At 60.4% G+C, this 17,282-nt stretch carries 15 protein-coding genes; 2 read left to right on the top strand and 13 right to left on the bottom strand.

The annotated features are described in order from the left end of the window. Nucleotides 1-9: 9 nt before the first annotated feature. Nucleotides 10-846 carry a sulfotransferase family protein gene (locus tag KDX39_RS06820; RefSeq protein ID WP_099227377.1) on the bottom strand — a complete coding sequence of 279 codons (837 nt, stop codon included), beginning with the start codon at nucleotides 844-846 and terminating at the stop codon, nucleotides 10-12. Between the two features lie 388 nt (nucleotides 847-1,234). On the opposite strand from KDX39_RS06820, the gene KDX39_RS06815 reads away from it, so the two are divergent. Together KDX39_RS06815 and KDX39_RS06810 are read left to right on the top strand one after the other, a co-directional pair. Then, nucleotides 1,235-1,825: a phage tail protein gene (locus KDX39_RS06815; protein WP_231659800.1), complete on the top strand. Its 591-nt coding sequence runs from the start codon at nucleotides 1,235-1,237 to the stop codon at nucleotides 1,823-1,825. A 52-nt stretch (nucleotides 1,826-1,877) separates the two neighbouring features. Further along, a complete protein-coding gene (locus tag KDX39_RS06810; RefSeq protein WP_231659799.1) occupies nucleotides 1,878-2,189 on the top strand; it encodes a hypothetical protein in 312 nt (103 codons plus the stop codon). A 1-nt stretch (nucleotide 2,190) separates the two neighbouring features. Here KDX39_RS06810 and KDX39_RS06805 read toward each other — a convergent pair whose 3' ends face one another. From KDX39_RS06805 to KDX39_RS06750, 12 genes are all read right to left on the bottom strand, one after another. Then, nucleotides 2,191-2,709 carry a GNAT family N-acetyltransferase gene (locus KDX39_RS06805; RefSeq protein WP_231659798.1) on the bottom strand — a complete coding sequence of 173 codons (519 nt, stop codon included), beginning with the start codon at nucleotides 2,707-2,709 and terminating at the stop codon, nucleotides 2,191-2,193. A 27-nt stretch (nucleotides 2,710-2,736) separates the two neighbouring features. Continuing rightward, nucleotides 2,737-4,833, bottom strand: a complete 2,097-nt coding sequence (locus KDX39_RS06800; RefSeq protein ID WP_231659797.1) for an HlyD family efflux transporter periplasmic adaptor subunit — start codon at nucleotides 4,831-4,833, stop codon at nucleotides 2,737-2,739. Next, a complete protein-coding gene (locus tag KDX39_RS06795; protein WP_231659796.1) occupies nucleotides 4,833-6,155 on the bottom strand; it encodes an efflux RND transporter periplasmic adaptor subunit in 1,323 nt (440 codons plus the stop codon). The genes KDX39_RS06800 and KDX39_RS06795 overlap by 1 nt, the downstream gene beginning before the upstream one ends. Then, nucleotides 6,152-6,904: an efflux RND transporter periplasmic adaptor subunit gene (locus KDX39_RS06790; RefSeq protein WP_231659943.1), complete on the bottom strand. Its 753-nt coding sequence runs from the start codon at nucleotides 6,902-6,904 to the stop codon at nucleotides 6,152-6,154. Before KDX39_RS06790 ends, KDX39_RS06795 begins: the two co-directional genes overlap by 4 nt. 71 nt (nucleotides 6,905-6,975) lie before the next feature. Continuing rightward, nucleotides 6,976-9,093: an EAL domain-containing response regulator gene (locus KDX39_RS06785; RefSeq protein WP_231659795.1), complete on the bottom strand. Its 2,118-nt coding sequence runs from the start codon at nucleotides 9,091-9,093 to the stop codon at nucleotides 6,976-6,978. A gap of 9 nt (nucleotides 9,094-9,102) precedes the next feature. Then, nucleotides 9,103-9,492 carry a response regulator gene (locus KDX39_RS06780; RefSeq protein ID WP_231659794.1) on the bottom strand — a complete coding sequence of 130 codons (390 nt, stop codon included), beginning with the start codon at nucleotides 9,490-9,492 and terminating at the stop codon, nucleotides 9,103-9,105. After that, nucleotides 9,477-11,192: a PAS domain-containing sensor histidine kinase gene (locus KDX39_RS06775; RefSeq protein ID WP_231659793.1), complete on the bottom strand. Its 1,716-nt coding sequence runs from the start codon at nucleotides 11,190-11,192 to the stop codon at nucleotides 9,477-9,479. The genes KDX39_RS06780 and KDX39_RS06775 overlap by 16 nt, the downstream gene beginning before the upstream one ends. 180 nt (nucleotides 11,193-11,372) lie before the next feature. Continuing rightward, nucleotides 11,373-12,881, bottom strand: coding sequence for a sigma-54-dependent transcriptional regulator (locus KDX39_RS06770; RefSeq protein WP_231659792.1), 1,509 nt, complete (start codon nucleotides 12,879-12,881; stop codon nucleotides 11,373-11,375). 217 nt (nucleotides 12,882-13,098) lie between these two features. After that, nucleotides 13,099-13,455 carry a DUF5064 family protein gene (locus KDX39_RS06765; protein ID WP_231659791.1) on the bottom strand — a complete coding sequence of 119 codons (357 nt, stop codon included), beginning with the start codon at nucleotides 13,453-13,455 and terminating at the stop codon, nucleotides 13,099-13,101. A 58-nt stretch (nucleotides 13,456-13,513) separates the two neighbouring features. Further along, entirely contained in the window at nucleotides 13,514-13,984 is a 471-nt protein-coding gene (locus tag KDX39_RS06760) for a YbaN family protein (RefSeq protein WP_231659790.1), read from the bottom strand. Continuing rightward, nucleotides 13,981-14,595 (bottom strand): biliverdin-producing heme oxygenase, encoded by a 615-nt coding sequence (locus KDX39_RS06755; RefSeq protein ID WP_231659789.1) that lies wholly within the window; start codon nucleotides 14,593-14,595, stop codon nucleotides 13,981-13,983. The genes KDX39_RS06760 and KDX39_RS06755 overlap by 4 nt, the downstream gene beginning before the upstream one ends. A 110-nt stretch (nucleotides 14,596-14,705) precedes the next feature. Further along, entirely contained in the window at nucleotides 14,706-17,279 is a 2,574-nt protein-coding gene (locus tag KDX39_RS06750; RefSeq protein WP_231659788.1) for a TonB-dependent receptor, read from the bottom strand. Nucleotides 17,280-17,282 lie beyond the last annotated feature (3 nt).

Here is a 17,282-nt window from a genome sequence, read left to right as displayed (position 1 = left end):
AAGCCGCGATCACTTGACCGCAGCGTCTGATTTCATGCGGATGACATTGGCTGCGCTGGCAGCCCCGTCATTCCAGAACGACAATTTTGAATACTGTTCAAACAGATCCGGCGGCAGGATGGTGGCTCTCGGTTCCAGCGCGACGCGCGGTTTGACCTTATGCAGGCCGGACACGCCCAGTGCGTCATCGAACTGGGGAGCGTCATAGGAAAGGTTGTTGAAGTCGTGTTCGAACCAGGGTTCGTCGATGAAGTCATAGACCAGCCGCATGACCCGGTCCGGCGCCTGAGACAGCAGGTCGTAATCGATCAGCAGAATCGAGCCTGCGTGTTCGCCGTAATAGGCTTCCTTGAGTGAAGCCCAGGCAAAACCCACCAGCCTGTTGCGCTGTGCCAGGGTTTCCACGCGGCTGTAGACCGTATTGCGCTCTACGTCATCATTGAATAGCCGGGTGTTTTCGAACGGATTGGCACGATACAGGCGCTCGATGCTGTCCATCACCCAAGCCACGTTGCGCACGCAGGCAATCATCCTGCATTGCGGAAACAGATCCTTCAGCGCAGGTAGTCTGGAGGTCCATCCGCGACTGGTATCGAACACGACATCCTTCGCGGACTGGTCGGCGTAATAGGAATCGAAGATGCCGCGCAGCAGGCGACGACGCATGTCGGTGCTGATCACAGAGGAGAATTCACTGCCTGCGCTGCACTGACCCAGAATGCTCGAAAACAATGAGCCAACCGGGCTGCTCATACCCGCGTGGAAGCGTGGGTTCTGCAACAGAATGGCGGACAGCAGGGTAGACCCTGATCGAGGCAAACCTGCGATGAAATGGAATTTCTGCATCCGTGCGTCCAGAAGTATGGAGGTGCTTTCGAGTGTGTTCGCAACGTATCAAGACGTCTGCATATGGTAGTACTTCGACATCATCCTGCATGTCTTGAGTGGCGAAAAAGGGGGCAAAATCGAGCACAAAGCTCAGGCTCCCGGATTTATTGGGCTAAAGGATCCAACTTGGGACATTTATCAGATGAACGGTACTGAACTTTGTATGATGGATGGCATTTTGCCGTCGGATATTTCCGATCTATTCATATGAGTGGGAAGGTGAACAGATCCGAAGAAGCAAAAAAATTCGCATGGCACAAGGCTGCGTCTACGCTTTCATCCTGCCACCCAAGGGCACATGCTCCGGTGGATCGAAGGTATCCCATGTCGTAAAAGGATGAAGCGTATGGAAGTTTTTATGGGTTCGATCATGACGTTTGGTTTCCCTTTCGCGCCTTCCGGTTGGGCGCAGTGCAATGGGCAGACCATGAACGTCAATCAATATGCAGCGTTGTTCGCGCTGCTGGGTGTCGCGTATGGCGGTAATGGCCAGCAGACCTTCATGCTGCCGAATCTGCAAGGCAGGGTGCCGGTCTGTCAGGGGCAGGGCACAGGGCTGACTGCCCGTGTGATGGGAACGGCTTCTGGCGTTGAAGCGCTCACCGTAGGCATCAACAACATGCCTGCTCACGTGCATCAGATGAGTACGCTGACAGCCACCACCACCATCAATCTGGCCAGTTCTGCGGTGGCCGGTGCCACCATCGCCCCGACCACTACCAATGCCTTTATCGGCGCATCGACCACCGGTCCCAGTTCCGCGAATATATTTTCGCCGGATGCAGGGAGCGCGCCTGTGGTTCAGAAAGGCGTTAGCACCGCCATCAGCGGGACCATGCAGCCAGTCGGAGGCAGTCAGCCGCTGAGCAGCATGAATCCGTTTCTGGTCGTGAACTTCAGTATTGCCCTGCAAGGTTATTTCCCGCCGCGGGACTGATCTTGCCCGAGTCCAGGGAAGGACTCTTCATCACTCTTTGCTGGAGATATTCATGCTGCACGAAGTCAACGTGGATAATTTTCGAGTCATGCTGGGCTGCGTCTGCACGCTGCAACTGAGCGATGGCAGTCAATTGCCGGTTCGTGTTTCATCGGTCATCGAAAAGCCGCAAGCGCGCCTTGCTGAAGACCGACGCCTGCCATTCAATGTGTCGCTGAGTTCTCTGGAGCCCAGCGAGTTCATCGATGGGTCATGCGCAGTCGTGCTGCCGGAGATGGGACTGCTGCAGGACGTGTTCGTGTCTCGCGTACCTGCAATGGGGCGCGACGAAAACCTGGCGTATTACTGCATCAGCTTCAACTGAGTCACAGTGTCCGGGCCGTGATGTTCTGGCCCGGATACCACACCAGTCGCTGCGCTGCCACGTCCTGCTCCTGCACCTGAAACCCCAGCGCCAGATAATGCCGAAGCGCGTGAGGGTTGTTGGCCCAGACCACCGTCGCCACCGGACAGCGAATTTGCTCAGCCGCCTGCTGCACCCCTTGCAGTACGACTCGGCCGTAGCCTTTACCACGTGCAGCGGGAATGAATGCCAGGTACAGCACACGAATTTCGTTGTGGCCGAAGTCGGTCACCAGTGCGCCGATGCAAGTGCCGAGCTTCTCGACCACGTAATACATCGCGTTGGGAAAGTGATCGCCCAGACCTTGCTCTTGAACCCGGAACTGCTGGCTGATCACGTCCTCGATCTGCTCGCGCTCACCGTCGATAAATTGCAGATCCGGCCGGGCCGAATGGTAGAGCGCCTGCAGAAATGCTGCGTCCGATGCGCTTGAAGGCCGCACGACCAGTCCGTCGGTATTGGCAAAAGGCGTATTGCTCATCCTTGCTGTCCTCTGTCCGTGTAACGCTTAAAATCCGCTTTCGCGCACCCCGAGTGCGGCCAGCCGTCTCCAGGTTGCGCCCAGCAGCGATTCGCTGCGGCCCTGAATGACGGCCACACCGCGTAATGGCTGAGGGGTGGCACTGACTGCGTCGGTGAGTTGAAGCCTGACGCCGTATTGCGCCTGTACCGGCTCCGCCCGCTGGTTCTCATCGCGGCGCACGGCTATCGGGCCGTGATGATCGGAACTCAGGGCTTCCTGATCCAGATACTCGACGCCATTGGTGTCGACTTCCTGCAACTCGACCGGCAGCGATTCGCGCATCGGGTCGTCGGCGATGAACCGGCCCCGGTCGCCGGGCGCGATACGCCACAAGGCATTTTCCGCCACGTAACCGCGGATCCGTGAGCCTTGCTCGACGATTCTCAGCACAGGGTCTCTGGTGGAAATCCAGCGACCGGCGCTCAATTGCGGCATTAGATCACGCACTTTTCCGGCTTTCGGTGCGCGCAGCAGCAGGCGTTCGCGACGGGCCGCCAGTCCGCGATATTCAGCGACCGCTTCGGCGAGACGCTGCTCCAGAATGCCTGCATCGGCGGCGGTCTCGCTACGCCCGGCCTGGCGACGCATCTGCAACTGCAGGATATCGATTTCACGCCGCACAATGCTCTGACGTGAATCGATGTCCGGCGATTCCAGTTCCATCAGCACTGCGCCTTGCTCGACATGTTGACCGTCCTGCACATTGACCTGCTTTACTCGGGCAGCAGCGGGAGCATGGATTGCTGTCACGCTCCGGGCTTCCAGCATCACCGGCAGCTCGACGCTGTTGCTCCACGGCACGGTCAGCAGCAGCACCAACGTCAGCAATGCCGCAGCGCTCAGCACTACGCGTGGCGTATAGGCCTGTTCGCGGTTAGCCCACCAGTGACGGGTTTCCTTGAAAATCGGCAGAAAGATGAACCAGCCCAGCTCCACCAGCATCAGGAAAATCCCCAGCAGTTTGAAAAACAGGTGATAGACCGCAAGGGCGATTCCGAAGAACAGCGCAGCACGCCACAACCACGACAGATAGCCCCACCACAGCAATCGGCGCTGCATGACCGGAGACCAGGGCTCGGGGGCGGGCTCGCCGTAACCGAAAAGCGTTTCACGTAACCGCCAGCGGCACAGGGCGAAGGCGCGACCTTGCAGGTTGTCGACTTCCCATAAATCGCTGATCAGAAAGTAGCCATCGAAGCGCATGAACGGGTTGAGGTTGACGATCACGGTGGTGATCCAGGTCGCGCTGGCGAGCATGAAGGCGGCGGTACGCGCTGGCCCGTCGGGCAACAGCGACCAGGCCAGCAGCGCAATACAGGCCAGCACCATTTCTGCGAGCACACCGCCTGCGCCGATCAACAGTCTGGCGCGACGATCGTTCACGCGCCAGGCGTCACTGACGTCTGTGTAGAACAGCGGCAGCAACACCATGAACGCTACGCCCATGCTTTGCACCCGACAGCCGGCGCGCTTGGCCATGAACGCATGGCCGAATTCGTGGCAAAGCTTGGCGAAAAACAGCGCGATGCCGAACGACAGCGCACCGCCCAGGCTGAACAGGTGCGGGAAGGTACCGATGAAACGCTGCCAGTCGCGGGCGACCAGAAACACGCCTAGGCCCAGCGTCAGTGGCAGGCCATAACGCAGCAGGCTCGGGCCGAACCGTTGCAGCCAGGGCCAGATGCGGTTGAGAAACGCGTCCGGTCGCCACAGCGGGATGCGGAAAAACAGGTATTGATGGAGCAGCATTTGCCACAGACCCTGCCGCGATGCCGACGCCTTGACGACATAACTGGCGCGCTGTTCGGGGTCCAGAGCGACGATCAGGTCGTGTCCGCGTAGAAAGCGCAGTAGTTCTTCCACGTCTGGATTGCCCAGAGGCAGCCCCGGCTCACGGTTGGCCGCTTGCAGCACTCGCGTGGCGTCGCCCAGCGCCCAATGGCGCAGCAGGCGAATGGCCTGAGTCCCCAGCTTGAAGTAACGACCGCGCACCGGATCGGCCAGTGTCCAGCGCGGCGAGCCGTCCAGGGCCGCAGCGGCGCTGGTGAGCTGCAGATCGGCTCGCAGGCCGGGCAGCTTCATTACAGACCCACACTCTGACGCAGCCCGGCCAGCGGGCGACGCAACAGATAAAGCGCCAGCGGTGCCCGGTCACCGAAAATCTTGGCGGTGCCGCGCAGACCGATTCGGGGCGGAGACGATTCGACAAAGCGGGCGTCCAGGCGATAGGCCAACTGGCCGCCAGGTGTCGGCTGCGCTTCATAAGCGGCCCGCTCGAGAATCGCTGCATGACGCTGCAACGGATCGCTGTCCAGAAACAGTGCCACCTCGGCATCAGGCTGCAACGCAATGGCATCGCCGACCGCCAGTTCGATGCGCAGCTCGGCCTGAGTCGGGTCGGCGATTTCCATCAGGCGTTCGCCGGTCTGTACCGGTTTGCCGATCCAGCGCTGGGCATCGGCGAACACTGCAATACCGTCACGCTCTGCTCGTACTTCACTGCGCTTGAGCAGTTCACGTGCGTAATCGCGCTCGGCGCGTTTCTGTTCGACGCGAGCGGCCAGCAGATCGATCTTCGAACTCGACTCTGCGTCGGCGAACGCGCGCTGCGAGTTGGCCTTGAGTTCCGCTTCAGCCACGTTCAGCGCGCGCTCCGCCACATCGGCCTGAGCCTTGAGGGTGGTGTTCTCGAAACGCAGCAGCAGGTCGCCGGTCTTGACGGTCTGGTTGGGTTTGACCAGAAACTCGGTCACCACGCCATCCAGCGGTGCCGCGATCACACGTCCACCCAGCGGCACGACTTCAGCCGGTGCCAGCACGGACTGACGCACAGGAATCAGCAGGCATAGCAGCGCCAGGATCACCAGCAACGCCTGACGCTTGCGGTTGAAGCGCAGGCGCCAAGGCTTGCCGGGTTGCAGTGCCAGCCATGCATGGCTGTATGTGCCGCCCAGTTGAGATAGCAAAACCTGCTCGGCCGGGGTCCAGGGTGTGTCGCGTGCCAGCCAAAGGCCGCCGAACACGTCACCTTTGCGATCCTGCAATGGCAGCCAGAACACATGGGGCGCTGACAGGCTGTTCCAGTCGTCACGCACCGATTCACTGAGCATGTCCATCTGAACCACGCGAGCCGGTTTGAGCAGTTCCAGTTTTAGCAACTGGCCAACCGCGTGCTCGACAAAGGCCACGAACGGCGCATTGGGCTCAATCACGCTGACGCCTGTCACCGCCCGCACTTTGCCAGCGATCACCAGCGCAGCATGACGAAACCCGAACAGGCTCTGGCCATCGTTGGCCAGGCTGTAGGTCAATTGTTCCAGGTTCGGCGCAGCGCGGGTCAGCCGCTCAAGGTCCAGAAACTGCGCGAAAACCCGTTCAACCGCGCCTGATGCCGGTGCGTTCACTTGGGCTCCGCGAAATGTGCCGTTCCGCTCATGCCACTCAGCAGACCTTCCACCTTGGGCAGACTGGCCACCAACAGCAGGGTCTGGCTGCCCTCATCGATCCGGGCGCCCAACCGCTTGACGGTGGCCGTCAGCGGTTTGCCGGTTTCGTCCGGCACGAAGCTGAAGATCTGACCCGGTTTGAGTCGGCTCATCCAGCGTGACGGCACCAGCAAGTGAATTTCCAGGGTACGGTTGTCGACGATTTCCAGCATCGGCGTGCCGGGTGCGACGCTTTCATAACGCTTGACCTTACGCTCCACGACTTGTCCGTCATACGGCGCAACCACGCTGCATCGCTTGATCTGCACCTGATAAACATTTGACTGGGCCTGGGTTTCGGACAGTCTGGCCTCGGCACGGGCGACCTCGAAACGGCCGACTGAATTGAGCGACGCCAGTTGCCGATTGTGGGCCAGCTCTTCGCTGGCACCACGGCTGGCCGCTTGCGCAGCATTCAACTGGGCCTGATAGGCCGAACAGTCGAACCGCGCCAGTACGTCGCCCTTGTTGAACGACTCACCTTCCTGAAACGGCAGATCAACAATGCGTCCGGACAATTCGCTGGCGAGTACAGCCTGATTCTGGGCCCGCAATACGCCACGGGCTTCGCTTGAAGGCTCGGCGGGAGCAGCTCCCGGCGCAGGCTCGTCAATCAGGCCGGTTGCTTCAGGCGTCTGCCCATGCGCCAGGCCTGTAACACTCAACATTGCGAACAGTACAACTTGCAAACACCGCATACAGCGGACTCCTTCCTTGAATGGGCATTCCACGCCTTTCTTCACATAAGTCGACTGCCCGGCACACGCAGGTAGGCCTCCAGTTCCGCAAGCGGCAGCGGCCGACTCAACAGAAACCCTTGCACCTGGTCGCAGTGGTTTTCAGTCAGAAATGCCAGTTGCTCGGGCGTCTCCACACCTTCGGCAATCACTTTCAGATCAAGGCTGTGGGCCAGCTCGATGATTGCACGGGCGATGGCGGCGTCCTGTGGGTTACTGGTCACCTCACGGATGAAGGCAATGTCGATTTTCAGCTTGTCGATAGGGAATCGGCGCAGGTAGGCCAGACTTGAATAACCCGTGCCGAAATCGTCGATGGAAATCCTGACGCCCAGTGTCTTGAGTGTCTGCAGCGTGGCGATGGTGTGCGAGGTGTTTTCCATCAGCGAGCTTTCCGTCAATTCGACTTCAAGCCACCGTGGATCAATCTGATGGCGCTCAAGGGACTGACTGATGTCGGCAATCAGGCCGCTGCCGGCGATCTGCTGGCCGGAGACGTTCACCGCCACCTGAAACGATCCCAGTCCTGAACGCTGCCACAAGGCAATCTGGGCGCAGACGCTGTCGATCATCCAGCTCCCGACCTCACTGATCAATGCCAGATTTTCCAGCACGGGCACGAAGATGGCGGGCGAGACGCCGGGTTGGTTCGGGCGAGGCCAGCGCAGCAGGGCCTCAAGTCCGCAGATACTGCCGTCCTCGAGGCTGACCTTGGGCTGATAGGCGATTTCGAAAGCACGCTGTTGCACGGCCTCACGCAGGGCGTTTTCAAGGTCCAGACGCTCCGCGACCTCGGTATTCATCTGAGCGGTGTAAAACCGGTAGCCACCCACCCCTTTCTTTTTGGCACTGTTCATGGCCGTGTAGGCGTGGCGCACCAGTTCGCGGGCGTCCTCGCCGTCCTCGGGGAAGAGGGCGACGCCGATGCTGGCGGTCATGACCACCCGCTGGTCTTCGATCTGGAAGGGCGTGCGCAAGGTGGTGCGGATGCGTTCCAGTATCTGATGGGTGTCGGCCTGGCCTTCGCGGATCATGAGAATCAGCGCGAATTCGTCGCCGTCCACCCGGCCAAGCGTGTCACTGGCATTCAGGCAACTCGCCAGACGTTTGCTGACTTCGAGCAGAGTCTGGTCGCCCAGCACGTGCCCCCAGGTTTCGTTGATATTCTTGAAACCGTCGAGGTTGACGGTCATCACCGCCAGCTTCCAGCGGCTGACAGCGGCCTGGGTCAGCCCCATCTGCAGGCTGGTGTAGAACAGGTCGCGGTTGGGCAGGCCCGTCAGGTTGTCGTAGTGAGCCATTTTTAACAGGCGCTGGTCGGACTCCTTGCGCCGGGTGATGTCGTGCACGATGCCGACGATGATCCAGTCGTCACCCGCCTGATAGGCCTGGCGGTGGATTTCGACCGACACATCACGGCCACTCTTGTCACGGATCAGGGTTTCCAGCGGCTCGCTCGGGCCTTTGCCGGCGATGATCTGGTCGTAGACCACTTCCAACTGTTCCATGGAGCTCTCGCCCAGCTCTGCAGGCGTCTTGTGCTGCAACTCGTCGGCGGTGTAACCCAGCAACTGGCAGGCCCGTCGGTTGAATTCGATCAGACTCATGGTGTTGCGGTTGATGAGAAAAATCGCGTCATCCGATGCGTCCATCACCGAGCGAAAGCGCTCCAGATCAATGGTCCGCTGTTGCAACTGATCCTCAAGGATCAGGTTGTGGTCCTTCATGTAGTCGCCGAACGACTTCAGTCGCAACAGGTTGCGCACGCGCAGCCACAGCTCGCCGCTGTCCACCGGTTTGTTGAGGTATTCCTCGGCACCCGCTTCCAGCCCGGAAATGCGAGCGCTGCGCTCGTCGAGTGCCGACAGCATGATGATTGGGATATTGGAGGTGGTCTTCCCGGACTTGAGCCGACTGGCCACTTCATAACCGTCCATGCCTGGCATCATGATGTCCAGCAGGATCAGGTCAGGTGCCTGTTTCTCGACCATTTCCAGCGCCTGTTCGCCAGACTCCGCCGTCTGCGTCCGATAATGCTGATTCTGCAGGAGCACTTCGAGCAGATCGCGTACATGGACGTCGTCATCGACGATCAATATCGTTGCGTTGGTTTCGGGCATGACGAGCACTCAGGTGGTTGGCCGTTCGGGCGGATTCTGTTCCAGCAAGGTCTCGATGACCCGGTACAGTTCCTTGTAACTCAGCGGCTTGGTGATGTAGGCATCACAGCCAGCCAGGCGGATTTTTTCTTCGTCCTCCTTCATGGCCATGGCGGTCAGCGCAATGACCGGAATGGTCGCGGTCCTGGCATCGCTCTTGAGCAGTGAGGTGGCCTGCAGGCCGTCCATTCCGGGCAAATGAATGTCCATCAGAATCAGCTGCGGCTGACACTCCTGCGCCAGTCTGAGGCCGGTCTCGGCATCGGTTGCTGCGGTCACGCCATGTCCGGCGCTGGTCAGCAGCAATTCGGCCAGGCGCATGTTGGCCGCATTGTCTTCGATGATCAGGATTTGGGCCACGGCGCCTCCACAGGTGTGTGGGCACGAATCGGCAGCCAGACCACAAAGCGTGCGCCCAGATCCTTGACGCTGGCGACCGCGACGCTGCCGCCATGCAGTTCAGCCAGTTGCTTGACCATCGCCAGGCCCAGCCCTGTGCCTTCGAATTTGCGCGACAGGCTGCTGTCGATCTGGCTGAAGGCCTTGAACAGCTTGCTCATGTCGCTTTGCGCAATGCCGATCCCGGTGTCGCTAACCCTCAGTTCAAGGAACTGATCATGCTTGCTGGCGGGCAGCTCGAAGCCATAGGTCGGCCAGTCACCCTCGATGGATCCGGCCAGCGCACGTGGCACTTGCCGTACGGCCAGCGTGACCCAGCCGCCCGGCGAGCTGAATTTCACCGCGTTGGCCAGCAGGTTATAGACGATCTGTTTGGTCTTGCGCCGGTCCAGTTCCATCAGGCCGAAATCGTTTTCGGATTCCAGTTTGAGCTGAATGCTCTGTAGTGCAGCCTGTTCGCGAACGATCAGCAGGCTGTTGCTCAGCAGCTCGCTCAGTTCGACCGGCTCAAGCTCCAGCTCCATCATGCCGGCCTCCACCTTGGACAGATCGAGAATGTCGTTGATCAATGACAGAAGGTGCTGGCCGCTGTTGAAGATGTCGCCGATGTACTTGCGCTGTGTGTCGGTCATATCGCCGACCATGCCGTCCCGCAGCGCTTCGGAAAAACCGATGACGGCGTTGAGCGGCGTGCGCAGTTCGTGGGACATGGTGGCGAGGAATTCGGACTTCATGTGGCTGGCATGTTCCAGCTCGACGTTCTTCTCTTCCAGAGTGCGTTCGAAGCGCTTGCGCTCGGTGACATCGCGGGCAGCGGCGAACACACCCTTGAGTTTGCGGTCGCGGTCATGGAAAGTCGCGGCGTTGTAGGACACTACGGTTTCGGTGCCATCGTAGGCGCGCACCGTGAGTTCGTAGTCGCTGACAGTGTGTTCGCTGAGCACACGCTTGATGGCTGCCTCGGCGCGGGCAGGGTCAGTGAAGAAGTTCTTGCACGGGGCGCCGATCAGTTCGTCACGGGTTCTTCCGGTCAGCGCCATCATCTGCTTGTTGACGTCGGAAATGATGCCTTGCGGATCAGTCATCATCAGAGCATCGATGTTCGACTCGATCAGCGACCGGGTATAGAAGTGCTGATCGCGAAGCCTCTGGTCGAGCAGGGCCTGGGTTTCCTCTTCCTGCTTGCGTGCGGTGTTATCGGTGCCGATCAGCAGATAACCGATGATGGTTTCGTTACTGTCGCGCAATGAAGTGACCGAGACCATGGCTGACAGTCGACTGCCGTCCTTGCGAATGTAGGTCAGTTCGTAGATGTCTTCAATGCCGCGAGAAGCCTTGAACACCAGTGCTTCGAAGCCGGGGGTGATGGGGGTGTTGAGCTCGTGGCTGAGTGCCGCCGCTCGGGTGATCAGTTCGGTGGGGTCGGAGATGTCGGCGGGGGTGATCTTGTCGACCACATCTTCGGACTGATAGCCGAGCATGCGCTCGGCACCGACGTTGAAAATCTGGATGACCCCGTGCTCATCGGTCGCGATGCTGGAAAAGTAGGCGCTGTTGAAAATCGCGTCCTGCAGTGCGCCTGTCTTGAGCAGGTTTTTCTGACGACGTGATTCCGTGGTCCTTTCGTCGCGAGACTCAGGTTCTACTGGCGGGGTTTGCATCATTGCTCCCGTGACTTCGTGAGCCTTCCTGAGGATCAGGCTCTATCGTGAACATCGGTCGAGCGAATGGCAACACCATGACGCGTTGCCAGTCACATTCCGACTATCAGCGGTTTGCCACTAAATAGCTACCAAAGGTTTGCTCCGGATCCGCCGGTTCTCGGTGCAGGTACATCGCTTTCAGGATTTGCCGGGAATGCCGTACTTGCGCAACCGGTGGGCGATGGCGGTGTGCGAAGTGTGCAAGCGTGTGGCCAGCTGGCGCGTGGAGGGATAGTCGGCGTAAAGCTTTTCCAGCAGTTCCTTTTCGAAAGACTCCACGGCGTGCTCAAGACTGTCGACTTCGACTGTGTTCTGGCCTGCAATAGCGGTGCCCGCGATGTCCAGATCGCCAATATCCACCACTGCGCCTTCACTGATGGCTGCGGCGCGGAAGATCACGTTCTGCAGCTGCCGGACATTGCCCGGCCAGCGATTGCCCAGCAGGGCCGGGTAAGTACCGGGTGCCAGACGACAGACCGGGCGCTGGATCTGCGCACAGGCCTGCTCCATGAAGTACCGCGCCAGCAGCAGAATGTCCTGGCCGCGCTCGCGCAGTGGCGGCACTTCCAGATTCAGGACGTTGAGGCGGTAGAACAGGTCTTCGCGGAAGGTGCCTTCGCTGACCATTTTTTCCAGGTCGCGGTGGGTGGCGCTCAGGATGCGCACATTGACCTTGACCTCGCGGTCGCCGCCCACCCGCCGAAAGCTGCCGTCGTTGAGAAAACGCAGAAGCTTGGCCTGCAGGTAGGGCGACATTTCGCCGATCTCGTCGAGAAATACCGTGCCCTGGTTGGCCAGCTCCATCAGCCCTGGCTTGCCGCCCCGCTGGGCGCCGGTGAAGGCACCGGGGGCATAGCCGAACAGTTCGCTTTCGGCGAGATTCTCTGGCAACGCCGCGCAGTTGAGGGCCAGAAACGGCTCGCCATGTCGGGCGCTGCTGGCGTGGCAGGCGCGGGCGACCAGTTCCTTGCCTGTACCGGTTTCGCCTTGAATCAACAGCGGCGCGTCGAGTGCTGCAATGCGTTGAGCGCGTGCCTTGAGCGTGCGGATGGCAGCCGACTCGCCAAGCAACGCATCGAAGCCTTCGGCGTGGTCATGGTGCAACGCTGAAAGGCGTTCGCCGATCCGGCTGGGCAGGTACAACGTGATCAGCGCGCCCGCTTCGGTGATGGGTGTGGCGTCGAGCAGCAGCGCTTCGCCATTGAGCGTGATTTCGCGCAGCGGCAGACGAAAGCCGTTATCCAGCAACGCAGTTTGCAGGCTGGGGTCGGCGAACATTTCACCAATGGGTTCGCCCGCAGGCTCGCGGCCGATCAGCGTGATCAGCGCCGGGTTGGCCAGCAGCACATGCCCGGCGCTGTCCAGTGCCAGCACCGGATCGGTCATCGCTGCCAGCAGTGCATCGAGCTGCAGATGGCGACGCTGGCCGGGCAGGATGTCCACCACCGTGATCGCCTCGACACCTCGCACTCTGAACAATGCGTCCTTGAGCTCTTCGAGCATCTGATGGCTGAGGGTCGGCGCGTCGATGTAGACATTCGGCGGCACCATTTCCACAGCGTCCAGATTCAGATTGCGCCCACCCAGAATCGCCAGCACTTCCTGGGTGATACCGACGCGGTCGATGAAACTGACATGGATACGCATGGGGCAGTGCGGGTTCGCAGACGAGAGGGTGGCAAGTATGCCCTGTGGCGCGGGGTTTGGTGAAATTCAGCGTCATGGCGTGAGAATGCGACGTGAAGCGTCACGGGGTGCATGCCCACGCGGAGCGATGGGCACGATCAGTGTCGAGGCGGACTTGATCGTTCCCGCGCTCAGGCGTGGTAGCGCCGCTCAGAACGCTCCGCGTCCGGAAGAGGCCTTACTCCAGATGTTCAGGCTTTACCGGCTCGCCGGATTTGGCGTCGAGCTTGTCGCGGATGTCTTCGAACATGCGGTCGTAATCGGGATGCCTGGCAATGGGCAGGGAATCGCTGTGGGGCAGGCCATGCCTGAGGGCGATGCGTCCGGCGTCGTGGGCGAAGTTGAAGGCCAGGTCGCGGGGCAGGACGAACTCCTCGGAGAAACGCTTGCCATCGATCTCGCCCTGCATCGTGAAGTGGATGCCGGTTCCTTCCTTGGGATCCTGGCTCACTTCGTAACGCAGATGAATGTCGTAGGCGACGTCCGATGGCTGAAACGCCGCATGAGTCATGTGCAGATGGCCTGGCTCGAACATGGAGGTTGCCCCATTGAAATTGAGTGTCCACGTAGGACACTGCTGGCATTGGGGCGGTTCAGTTGGAACCTGAGCGCTCAGTCTTGACCGGCTCGGGCCGCGACCAGATCCACAGATTGCCCAGCGCCATCCCGGCAATCGCCAGGTACAGCCACCAGACATGCGTGAGCAGGCTCAGCATCATCACCGCGCAGAACAACATGCTCACCGTAGCGCTGATCTTGGCGCGCCGGGTGACCAGCCTTCCGTTGCGCCAGTTGTACAAGATCGGCCCGAACACACGGTGGTTCTCCAACCAGGCATTCAGGCGTGGTGAGCTGCGGGTCGCAGCCCAGGCCGCCAGCAGAATGAACTCGGTGGTCGGCAGGCCCGGAATGAAAATCGCGGCAATACCGATGCCCAGGCTGGCATACGCAAGAATGCCAAACAGAAAGCGTGAAAGTCTGGAGCCGGGTGGTTTATACGTCATGGTCTCTACAGGCAGGTTCGAAAAGCCCGGCCAGCTTAACAGCACCGGGCGCTTTTTCATGCGTGTGCCACTTCGGCTGCTGGCGCATCGGCGTAAGCATGCTGCAGCAGAACGTTGAAACGCTCGAACGCAGCGACCGCGCCCTGATCCAGTTCGGCTTCCTGACCGGCCGTCAGAGGCAGCTCATCAAGGGTTTTGACAAAGGTCTTCCAGCCTGCCGCCCGACCGCCAGCGGGCTCACCCAGATGCCGTGCGCCGAAGCTGTCACTGAGATTCAGGGCCACGGCACGCTTGATCAAAAACGCGGCGCCCAGCTTTGAACCTTCCGAAACGAACAGCCAGCCCAGCGCCTGCGCAAGGGTGGGCTGATGCACAGCACCGGCAACCGGTGAGGGCGTTTCGATGCCCAGGTCGGCAAGGTCGTATCTGGCCTGTTCAGCCCGGCAGCGCGCAGGCAGGTCGGTGATGATCGCCAGAAGCGCCGGGTCGTTGTACAGGTCCTGCAATTCGGCCTGAAACAGGTATTGCGCAACCAGGAAACGAGCGTAACTGCCCAGAGTTTCGAACGGGGCGTGCGCCTTGACGGCCTTGTCGAGCTGTTCGTGCGGGATGTGAGTAATCTGATTGAGGCGTTGGGAACGCAGGACCGGGCGCGTGGAGTCGAGTGTCATTGAAGTCTTCCTTGCTGATCGAAAGGGCATGTTGAATAGACGAACGGTCATCCTCGTGAGCGTAAAAAAAGCATGCCGTCAGCCTCGACGGCGTGCTGTTCGGTCACGGTTCAGATGTCCCACACCACGTTGACGCTGAAGTTGCGGCCCGGCTGGGTCAGGCGGTCGAGGTTGGCGGGTGCGGTCACGCCGGCTTCGCCGACCCCGTCATAGCCGCGTACGTCGTCCCACAGCCAGTACTTCTTGTCAGTGAGGTTGTAGAGCCCCGCGTTGACCGTCACATCGTCGGTGAGCTTGTAATAGCCAGTCAGGTCGAGGATGCCGAAACCGGGCGTCTTGAACTGGCTGGAAGTGCCGTCCGGGGTGTGGAAGTTGCTGTCATCCACACCGGTTTTGCGTTTGACCAGTGTCCAGCTCAACAGACCGCCGTAATGTTCCTGTTCGTAGCCCAGCCCCAATACGCCGGTCAGCGGGTTGACGCTGTTGATGGACTCGCCGGTATCGTTGTTTCGGCCGTGGGCGTAGGCGACGGAGGCCTGGCTGTACAGGCCTTGCGGTGCGCCGAAACTGTCAAGGTTCAAGCGACCCTTGAACTCCGCGCCCTTGATGGTGGCGTGTTTGATGTTGTTGGACTGGAATGTGGTCTGGCTGTAGCCGGGTGTGATCGCGTCTTCGTTGATGAAGTCGCGGTACTTGTTGTAGAACACCGCGACGTCGAACGAGCCTGATTCGAAGCGGCCGCGCAGACCGGTTTCATAACTTTTGCTCTTTTCCGGATCCAGATCCGGATTGGGCTCGACCACATAACCGGCATTGAGATTTTCGAAACGACCGTACAGCGCCTTGGCCGACGGGGTGCGGAAACCTTCTGCGTACTGGCCGTACCAGGTGTAGGCGTCGGTCAGCGCATAGGTCACGCCGAATTTGGGCGAGACCCGATGCCAGGTCTTGCTCTTGTCACTGGCCTGGCTGGCATCGGTCAGGCTGACCGAGTTGAGAAATTCCGGAGTGATCTTCGGGTCGAGCTTCGTGTGGTCGTAGCGCACGCCGGGCAGGAAGGTCCAGTCGTTCCAGCTGATCTGGTCCTGAGCGAACAGCGCATAGCTGTTGATGGTCGGGTCCGGGAAGTCGCTGGTCGCCACCAGACGGTCGCTCGGGCTGTCGGCACCCGGCACGCGGCACGCGCCGAAGACACGCGCACAGGTGCCGCTGCCGCTGCGCAGACCGGTGACTTTCTGTTGTTTGAGAGTGGTGCCGTAGGTCAGCACATGATCGGTGCTGGCGATGGAAAACGCCTTGTCGAGCTGCGCATCGAAGATCCACTGCTTTTCCTGATACACCGTCTCGCGATAGCGGTTCACGTCCCGCGAGAACGGGAAGTAGCGTTCCTGCGTGGTCTGGTCGGTCTTGGCAGTCTGGTAGTTGAGGCTCCACTTGACGTTGTCCACCAGCAGGCTGTCGAGGGCGAAGCTGTTTTCGATGCCGAAGCGTTCGCGGATAATGGTGTCGTTGCCTTCCCGTGACTGGTACATGCCGAGCCCGGTGCCATTGGTGAAAGGCCCGCCGACCGCGCTCTTCTGATTCGTATCGCGATCATCCTTGTACTTTTCATAGGTCAGGCCCAGGCGCGAGCCGTTGCCGTAGTTCCAGCCCAGCTTGGCCAGCACATTGGTGGTGCGTACATCTTCAGGATTGGCTTCGGTGCGGTTCAGGCCGTTGCCGCCCGTGCTGCCGTAGGATTCGGTTTCATGACCATTGCGCTGGCTCAGATGTAGAAGACCATCGAAGTCACCCTGACGTCCGGCCAGTGTCGCGGCGTTCAACCAACGGTCATCGGCCGAGCTGTAGCCGGTTTTGAGGCGGGCACCGATGTCCTTGCCGGGTTTGATGATGTCATCCGGGGACAGCGTGTAGTAGCTCACCACGCCACCGATGGCGCTGCTGCCATACAGTGCCGAGGCCGGACCACGCAGGATTTCCACGCGCTTGACGATTTCGGGATCGACATAGTTGCGATGGGTCTGCGCGTAAGGGCCGGTGAAGAAACTGTCGGGCACTTCGACGCCGTCGACCTGGGTCATGATCCGGTCACCGTCGATGCCGCGAATGTTGTAGCCCGTGGTGCCTGCACGTTGACCTGCGCCACCGACCGAGACGCCCGGTTCATTGCGCACCAGATCACGAATGGTGCTGACGTTGCGCCGGTCCAGCTCTTCGCGCGAATGCACGCTGACAGTGCTGGGCACCGTGGTTACATCCTGCGCCTGACGCGTGGCGCTGACAGTGATCTGTTCGAGCGACATCACGCCGGCGATGCGTTTTTCCAGTACGACGTTGTTATTGCCCAGCGAGCGATAGCTCAGCGGACTGCCTGCCAGCAGGTTTTCCAGCGCCCTGGCTGGCGTCAGGTTGCCGCGGGCGCCCGATGAGGTCACATTCTGCGTGAGGTCCGAGGACACGCCCACTTGCCAGCCGGTCACGCGACTGAACTCGTTCAGTGCCGAGACCAGTGGCTGGCGCTCAATCGAAAATGCGTACGTGCCCGACACGCGCGTGGGCTGGGCGTCGGCATTGGCAGCGTCTGCCGAGGTCACCGGCAGACTTGTGCCCAGCACCGCGAGTGTCAGAAGGGAGAGGGTGAAAAGCGCTCGGTTGCGAGCAGTGGGTGTGGCGGTGGACGACATCGA

The sequence above is a fragment of the Pseudomonas sp. CDFA 610 genome, assembly GCF_021147865.1.
Taxonomy (GTDB): Bacteria; Pseudomonadota; Gammaproteobacteria; order Pseudomonadales; family Pseudomonadaceae; genus Aquipseudomonas; species Aquipseudomonas alliivorans.
Note: the sequence above shows the minus strand (reverse complement) of the source record. Positions and strands in the feature narration are given on the sequence as shown.

Excerpts from the sequence above, each read along its gene's own strand:
- KDX39_RS06820 (WP_099227377.1), bottom strand. The coding sequence starts at position 846 with ATGCAGAAATTCCATTTCATCGCAGGTTTGCCTCGATCAGGGTCTACC.
- KDX39_RS06815 (WP_231659800.1), top strand. The coding sequence starts at position 1,235 with ATGGAAGTTTTTATGGGTTCGATCATGACGTTTGGTTTCCCTTTCGCG.
- KDX39_RS06810 (WP_231659799.1), top strand. The coding sequence starts at position 1,878 with ATGCTGCACGAAGTCAACGTGGATAATTTTCGAGTCATGCTGGGCTGC.
- KDX39_RS06805 (WP_231659798.1), bottom strand. The coding sequence starts at position 2,709 with ATGAGCAATACGCCTTTTGCCAATACCGACGGACTGGTCGTGCGGCCT.
- KDX39_RS06800 (WP_231659797.1), bottom strand. The coding sequence starts at position 4,833 with ATGAAGCTGCCCGGCCTGCGAGCCGATCTGCAGCTCACCAGCGCCGCT.
- KDX39_RS06790 (WP_231659943.1), bottom strand. The coding sequence starts at position 6,904 with ATGTTGAGTGTTACAGGCCTGGCGCATGGGCAGACGCCTGAAGCAACC.
- KDX39_RS06785 (WP_231659795.1), bottom strand. The coding sequence starts at position 9,093 with ATGCCCGAAACCAACGCAACGATATTGATCGTCGATGACGACGTCCAT.
- KDX39_RS06775 (WP_231659793.1), bottom strand. The coding sequence starts at position 11,192 with ATGCAAACCCCGCCAGTAGAACCTGAGTCTCGCGACGAAAGGACCACG.
- KDX39_RS06770 (WP_231659792.1), bottom strand. The coding sequence starts at position 12,881 with ATGCGTATCCATGTCAGTTTCATCGACCGCGTCGGTATCACCCAGGAA.
- KDX39_RS06765 (WP_231659791.1), bottom strand. The coding sequence starts at position 13,455 with ATGTTCGAGCCAGGCCATCTGCACATGACTCATGCGGCGTTTCAGCCA.
- KDX39_RS06760 (WP_231659790.1), bottom strand. The coding sequence starts at position 13,984 with ATGAAAAAGCGCCCGGTGCTGTTAAGCTGGCCGGGCTTTTCGAACCTG.
- KDX39_RS06755 (WP_231659789.1), bottom strand. The coding sequence starts at position 14,595 with ATGACACTCGACTCCACGCGCCCGGTCCTGCGTTCCCAACGCCTCAAT.
- KDX39_RS06750 (WP_231659788.1), bottom strand. The coding sequence starts at position 17,279 with ATGTCGTCCACCGCCACACCCACTGCTCGCAACCGAGCGCTTTTCACC.